We start from the raw sequence: 4,341 nt of genomic DNA, 5'->3' as shown, positions 1-4,341 counted from the left end.
CTTCTGATTGTCAACTTAAGCCTGTTTATATTTGTAAAGATCCTGAACGTTCCTTGTTAGGTACGCCTTCTTATTTAGTAATGTGCGAGGTACTTGATTCTACAGGAGCGGCACACGAATCAAATGGTCGTGCTACCATTGAAGATGATGATAACGATTTCTGGTTTGGATTTGAGCAGGAGTACTTCCTCTACGACGGTGCCACCAACAAGCCGCTGGGATTCCCAGATCGCGGCTACCCCGCTCCTCAGGGTCCCTACTACTGCTCCGTGGGGGCACGCAATGCCTTTGGTCGCGAGATTATCGAGGAGCACCTGGAGCAGTGTCTCCAAGCCGGGCTGAACGTCGAGGGAATCAACGCTGAAGTGGCCACGGGTCAGTGGGAGTTTCAGATTTTCGCCAAGGGTGCTAAAGAGGCTGGTGACCAGGTCTGGATCGCACGCTACCTACTGGAGCGCGTCAGTGAAGCTCACGATGTCTGGATCAACTGGCACTGCAAACCGCTGGGCGACACGGACTGGAACGGCTCGGGGATGCACGCCAATTTCTCCAACACGGCGCTACGCACGTCGGGCAGCAAGGATGTCTACGACAAGATCTGTCAGGCATTCGCTCCGGAAGACATCATCATGGCTCACATTGATGTCTACGGCCCGGACAACCACCTGCGTCTGACCGGCAAGCACGAGACCGCTCCATGGAACAAGTTTTCCTACGGGATCTCCGATCGTGGCGCGTCTATCCGCATCCCGATTGGTGCCGTTCAGAGGGGCTGGAAGGGCTGGCTCGAAGACCGTCGTCCCAACTCCGCTGCGGATCCCTACAAAGTAGCCTCACGGATCATCAAGACTGTCAAGACCGCGGAGGTCTGAGAAAAACAACAAAAGCCCCGGCCTACGGGCCGGGGCTTTTGTTGTTTTTTTATCCGTCGCTCGCGGCTACGCTCTGCGGCGGCGTAGTGCCGCAATGGCAGGAATCCCCAGCAGCGCCAGCGCAAGAGTACCTGGCTCCGGTGCAACACCACCAATGCTCTGCGTCCAGCCAATCACATCAAAGCCCTGAATATCACGTGCTGTGATTGTCAGTAGCTCTCCCGTACCAGCGGTCGGATCCATCACGCCCAGCCCCAGGTTGTCTTTCCAGTGGCTTGCCTGCCGACCATCACCAAAGTTTCGACCATTGGAGAAGAGACCCAGGTTAGTCGTGCCTCCATCAAGCGAAAAATACTTATTCGTATTGTCTGCGACCCAGTCAATCGTGTCGTTTCCCCCATTGGCAACACTGAGAGCCGAGCGACGGAAGAGATCCAGGGTAGAAACAAAGGTAAAAGCATTGCTACTGAAACCGGAGCCATTGCCATCCAGGATGTCCACACCACTGAGAAAGCCAAGTGAGTGCCCGATTTCATGCACGGCAATTCCCACAAAGTCATAGGCTCCCACAGTGATTCCATCAGTAGGGTCAAAGTCCCAGGAGAAGGTAGTGCTAAACGTAATGGTCGCATCCTGCGCGGCATTATTGCCGGCTAACAACCCCAGTGCCTTGGCATTGGCATTAGACATATGAACCGTGTTGGTATTGGCCCCCGTGGTGTCCAAAAAGGGAGTCGCACTGTTGACACCGTTGGGGTTGTCGGTCGTACGGTTCATCATCACTCCAAACGATGTCCCCCCATTACGATTCGGCAGATTTGCGATAGCCAGCGCATCGTCCGCCGAGTTGGCATCCGTGATCAGCGCACTACGGACGTTGGTGTAGGTGTAGTCTGCCTGTGTGCTACCCGCCTGTGCCAGGATGCCCGCACCCAGCGCGGAGAAGCCGATCTGAAGGTTGACCGTGACGTTATCCGTAAAGAGTGCTGACCAGCGGGCACCCGCGGCAGTGAAGCCATCAATGGCTTGCTGACTTGTACCCGCAACAGGTATCAAGTTGAAGGTAAGAGCACGGGAGCTTCCTGTCAGGTTCAGCAGAGCCAGAGCGGAGAATCCAAGACGTATGAGAAAGTGTGGTGAAATTAAACGCATATTTTCATTTCCTAGCAGTGGGGGCAGTACTCTCCCCGGTAATTATCAGTATGCCCTAATATTGACTGGAGGTACTAGTTTTTTGTTGGGTACAATCAGGCCATGCGAACGAGCGCAGTCGAGATTCTCCGCATTGAGGCGGGAAAGCGAACCCATCGAGCGGACTGCCTAGCGGTCGAGGAGCCTTTAACCATACGCGTGAGTGGGGAGGCTCTCTCCGTGACAATGCGGACGCCAGGTGAGGATGAGGAGCTTGTGCTTGGGTTTCTCTACGGAGAAGGGGTGATTCAGCGACGCGCGGATATTCTGCAGCTTCGGGGGGAGAAGTAACGCTTGCCCCAGGTGTGGCGCTTCCGTTGCCCCTCCGCCGCTTTCCTACCCATGCAGCCTGTGGGGTATGTGGTCGCAGTGCGCTTCCGCAGGCAGAGGAGCCACCACAGCGCAAGGGCGAGCCGCTGTTTTCACAAGCACTTTTCCCACAGCTCAGTGCGCACGTCCGTGCGGCACAGAAAGTCTTTGAGGCCACGGGTGGACTCCATGCCGCCGCCCTGTTCACCGCTGATGGCGCTCTGCACTGCTTGCGGGAGGATATTGGGCGGCACAATGCGCGTGAGCTACGAGCTGGTGCAGAAAGCCGCCCGCGCCGCTGCTGCGCGACCTACTTCCCCGAGGCCAATGTCCTGATCCCCCTGCGCAGCCACGCCGATAAGTCCAAGACTCCCACCAGCAAGTCCGTGGTTGTCCGGCTCCACAAGCTTACTTCACTGCCGGAGAAGTCTTAATAATCGCAGCATACTCGCCCAGCTCCACCCGCCATTTGTGACGTGAGCGCTTCTCCCACTGCTGCATCGCCGCCTCATGGTGACGATCAAAGGCAGCTCGGTCACAGTCATTCACTTTTAGGAAGTGCGCGATCAGCTTGGCGTAGTCCAGCTTTCCCTGCTGAGCGAGAATCCCCGCATAACCCAGATGCTTGATGTGGTGGCACCAGGGGCAGAGCGCAATAAAGCCCTCCAGCGTCTGAAGATGCGCCACGTCATCGTAGTGCCAGACCTCGTGGCAGTGCAGCGAGCCGCCCGCGCCGCAGATACCGCAGCGGTTTTCGTAGTGCAAGTAGACTTGGCTACGAATCCAGTCCCAGTCCTCGCGAGCGATCACGTTACGAAGATTGTTGTACCAAGACGTTGACGGCACCAGCTCCGCCGTCAGAATCAGCTCCGGCATTTTTTACCGTTTCCAGCGATCCGTGACAACTAAGAGTAGCAGAAATGCCCGCGCTACCAGACGGATGTCTGCGGAGAGAGGATTGCTCACTGCCAATGGTGCCGGGAGAGCACCACTCACAAACCAAGTAGCAACTTTCTTTAGATCTCCGTGATTGATCGCTCGGGCACTCACAGGCCGCCAAGAAGCTAGGCTCCCCGGAACTGCCTGAAGTGCCGCATCCTCTAGTAGTAAATGAAACAGAGCGTAGTAAGCAGCAGAAACCGCTCGCCTTAAGCTCGCTTGCTTCGGTCGCCCCCGTTCTCGCTTCGTCAGATGTTCGGCTTGCTCAAGAAGATCGTGCGAAAGACTCATGCCGCAATCGGTATCTTTCTATGTTTTCGTCGCTCACGCCTAGCCTTAGTTTCCACCTCTTCACGATCCAACTCCGCTTGCTCCGACTCAAGGCGAAATGTCACATAGGGCAGGTAGCCCAAACGTGTCTGACTAATTGTATCAAGAAGTACAAAGCTATACGCATTCACCTTATCCAGATAGGCATTATCAGGCTTCTCGCCGTCCTTCAGCAGTACCAGGATCATCACCGCCGGGTCGCCACTCCAGTCCTCGGAGAGATGAAACGACAGAGACGCCACAAATTCGGGTTTGGGCACACTCTCTATTATCGCCGCAATTTTCTGCTCAACACTCTCGCTGCTCTCGTTCATGGCGTTATTATACGCCCACAGAACGTGGACGTCATAAAGCCTTCGGCTGGGATGTCGCTCCGCGACAGAGAAATTCGGCAGTCGCGGAGTGACTTTTTGGCGGAACGCCTATTGACGCCCACCTTCGGTGGGCGGCTCCTCTCTACGCCATCAGTTCCTTAATCACTTTTGCGGGCTCCACTCCGGTGAGCTTCTGATCCAGCCCCTGGTATTTATAGGTGAAGCGTTCGTGGTCAATCCCCAGTAAATGGAGCACGGTGGCGTGGAAGTCGTGGACATCGCAGGGATCTTTGACGATATTGTAGGAGAAGTCGTCGGTCTCGCCGTAGATCGTGCCGGGCTTGGAGCCGCCGCCCGCCATCCACATCGTGAAGCAGCGCGGGTGG

At 56.0% G+C, this 4,341-nt stretch carries 8 protein-coding genes; 3 read left to right on the top strand and 5 right to left on the bottom strand.

Going from position 1 to position 4,341, the window contains the following annotated elements; all coding sequences use genetic code 11:
* A partial coding sequence (locus ACH2EH_RS13215) for a glutamine synthetase (protein ID WP_395142391.1) occupies window positions 1-872 on the top strand: 872 nt, incomplete at its 5' end.
* A gap of 66 nt (window positions 873-938) precedes the next feature.
* On the opposite strand, the gene ACH2EH_RS13210 is transcribed toward ACH2EH_RS13215, so the two are convergent.
* Window positions 939-2,024, bottom strand: coding sequence for an NF038122 family metalloprotease (locus ACH2EH_RS13210; protein ID WP_395142389.1), 1,086 nt, complete (start codon window positions 2,022-2,024; stop codon window positions 939-941).
* A gap of 102 nt (window positions 2,025-2,126) precedes the next feature.
* Between ACH2EH_RS13210 and ACH2EH_RS13205 the strand changes: the two genes are divergently transcribed.
* A complete protein-coding gene (locus ACH2EH_RS13205; protein ID WP_395142388.1) occupies window positions 2,127-2,354 on the top strand; it encodes a formate dehydrogenase accessory sulfurtransferase FdhD in 228 nt (75 codons plus the stop codon).
* 14 nt (window positions 2,355-2,368) lie between these two features.
* A complete protein-coding gene (locus tag ACH2EH_RS13200) occupies window positions 2,369-2,806 on the top strand; it encodes a formate dehydrogenase accessory sulfurtransferase FdhD (RefSeq protein ID WP_395142386.1) in 438 nt (145 codons plus the stop codon).
* On the opposite strand, the gene ACH2EH_RS13195 is transcribed toward ACH2EH_RS13200, so the two are convergent.
* The 4 genes from ACH2EH_RS13195 to ACH2EH_RS13180 form a co-directional block, all read right to left on the bottom strand.
* Window positions 2,781-3,248 carry an HNH endonuclease gene (locus tag ACH2EH_RS13195; RefSeq protein WP_395142384.1) on the bottom strand — a complete coding sequence of 156 codons (468 nt, stop codon included), beginning with the start codon at window positions 3,246-3,248 and terminating at the stop codon, window positions 2,781-2,783. The two genes, ACH2EH_RS13200 and ACH2EH_RS13195, sit on opposite strands and share 26 nt — an antisense overlap.
* A 3-nt stretch (window positions 3,249-3,251) precedes the next feature.
* The gene (locus tag ACH2EH_RS13190) at window positions 3,252-3,602 is read right to left on the bottom strand and encodes a hypothetical protein (protein WP_395142382.1); all 351 of its coding nucleotides are present in this window, start codon (window positions 3,600-3,602) and stop codon (window positions 3,252-3,254) included.
* Complete coding sequence (locus tag ACH2EH_RS13185; protein ID WP_395142380.1) at window positions 3,599-3,955, bottom strand: hypothetical protein; 357 nt, start codon at window positions 3,953-3,955, stop codon at window positions 3,599-3,601. Before ACH2EH_RS13185 ends, ACH2EH_RS13190 begins: the two co-directional genes overlap by 4 nt.
* A 142-nt stretch (window positions 3,956-4,097) precedes the next feature.
* The coding region (locus ACH2EH_RS13180) for a DUF1501 domain-containing protein (RefSeq protein WP_395142378.1) at window positions 4,098-4,341 on the bottom strand (244 nt) is incomplete at its 5' end.

It is taken from the genome of Armatimonas sp. (assembly GCF_043760365.1).
Lineage (GTDB): Bacteria > Armatimonadota > Armatimonadia > Armatimonadales > Armatimonadaceae > Armatimonas.
Note: the sequence above shows the minus strand (reverse complement) of the source record. Positions and strands in the feature narration are given on the sequence as shown.